The organism is Enterobacter cloacae complex sp. IR5458, assembly GCF_049238025.1.
GTDB classification, from domain to species: Bacteria; Pseudomonadota; Gammaproteobacteria; order Enterobacterales; family Enterobacteriaceae; genus Enterobacter; species Enterobacter kobei.
Map to the genome: position 1 here is coordinate 1 of NZ_JBMKIF010000115.1, position 1,803 is coordinate 1,803.

The 1,803-nt window shown below is 45.6% G+C and carries 1 protein-coding gene and 1 pseudogene; both read right to left on the reverse strand.

Annotated features, from left to right (window positions below):
- Positions 1 to 188: 188 nt before the first annotated feature.
- Positions 189 to 1,340 carry a Na+/H+ antiporter NhaA gene (gene nhaA, locus ACOTYN_RS26215; protein ID WP_001000602.1) on the reverse strand — a complete coding sequence of 384 codons (1,152 nt, stop codon included), beginning with the start codon at positions 1,338 to 1,340 and terminating at the stop codon, positions 189 to 191.
- A gap of 160 nt (positions 1,341 to 1,500) precedes the next feature.
- Positions 1,501 to 1,743: pseudogene (locus tag ACOTYN_RS26220) on the reverse strand (IS3 family transposase); the annotation flags it as partial.
- Between the last annotated feature and the right edge of the window lie 60 nt (positions 1,744 to 1,803).

Here is a 1,803-nt window from a genome sequence, read left to right on the forward strand (position 1 = left end):
AGCTCCATCAGCAAAAGGGGATGATAAGTTTATCACCACCGACTATTTGCAACAGTGCCAAAAATACCCTCAGCAATTAGTGTACTGAGGGTATTGTTAACCATCCGTAGGATCGTTCAACTGATCAATGCCTTAACTGATCGGTGTTATCCCGATTGGGAGGCTTTACAAAATAGCTCATTTTTATCTTACGCTTGCGCTTTCTTAGGCAAAGAAAAGTGCAGTAAGGCATAGCCAAGTAATGCTGCTGTCGTAGAACCCATTAAGATACCGAGTCGAGCATAGGTATCAAATTCAGGACTTACATTTCCGAACGCTAAAGAGGAAATGAAGATAGACATTGTAAAGCCAATACCACACAACACAGATACCGCAAAGATATGCTTGAAGTTAACGCCTTCAGGTAACTTAGCAACGCCCATTTTTACCGCTGCCCAGCTAAAGGTAAAGATACCTAGAGGCTTACCAACCAGTAGACCCAAAGCAATACCGAGTGGCAGCATTGAAGTTAGACCTGACATCGATACGCCTTCTAACGAAATCCCCGCATTGGCAAATGCGAATAGAGGCAGAATACCAAATGCCACGTATGGGTGAAGCGCGTGCTCCATATGTTTAAGTGGAGAATGTTCGCCCTGCTTTCCCTTTAGTGGGATAGCAAAACCAATCACTACACCTGCCAATGTTGCGTGAACACCAGATTTAAGCACCGCGAACCATAAGATCGCACCGACGATCATGTATGGCGTAAGTTTTGTTACTTCCTTCGCATTCAACATGAATAGGACACCAGTCATGATGAAGCCAACAAGCAACGCCATGGTCGACAGGTCACCGGTGTAAAATAGCGCGATAATAACAACTACACCTAAATCATCGATGATAGCAACCGCCAGCAAGAACACTTTTAGGCTTACTGGTACACGCTTACCTAATAACGCCATGATACCTAAAGCAAAAGCGATATCTGTCGCCGCTGGAATTGCCCAACCAGAAATCGCCTCAGGATCGTTGGCATTAAAGGCTACGTAAATAAGAGCAGGAGTTAATATACCGCCAACCGCTGCAATCGCAGGGAAAATTGCGGTTTCTTTTGATTTTAACGCACCTTCAAGCAGCTCTCGCTTAACTTCAAGGCCAATGAGTAAGAAGAAAACAGCCATTAGGCCGTCATTAATCCAGTGAGAAACTGACATACCAAATACATAAGTATGCAGTACAGATTGATAAGTTTCGCCCAGCGGTGAGTTAGCAATGGTCATCGCAATTGCCGCGGCAATCACGAGAAGAATACCACCAGCTGATTCCATTTTGAAAAAGTCACGAATGACATCGTTCATGGTTTCGTCCTTATATTTATTATCTTAATAAACGATTAACAAAGAATGATAAGAGTGTATAGCGGTCGAAAACTTTAGAATAATTGAATCGCCACGGATAATCTAGACACTTCCGAGCCGTTGATTGGACTGACCCCACGCCCGTAGACAAATTCTGTCCTCACGACGAGGCCTGTTCGAAGGCCTCCGGACTGACGCCGCCGAGGTGACTGTGGCGCCGGGCCCGGTTGTAGAACACTTCAATGTAATCGAAGATATCCGCCCGGGCTAGATCCCGGGTTTTGTATATTCTCTTCCTGATGCGCTCTTTTTTCAGTGAACTGAAGAACGATTCGGCCACCGCATTATCCCAGCAGTTGCCACGCCGGCTCATGCTCGGGACCAGGTTATTAGCCCGGCAGAAGGGTGATGCTGCCAACTTACTGATTTAGTGTATGATGGTGTTTTTGAGGTGCTCCAGTGG

Bases quoted from the DNA above. Each gene is read 5' to 3' on its own strand.
- nhaA (WP_001000602.1), bottom strand. From the start codon at position 1,340: ATGAACGATGTCATTCGTGACTTTTTCAAAATGGAATCAGCTGGTGGT.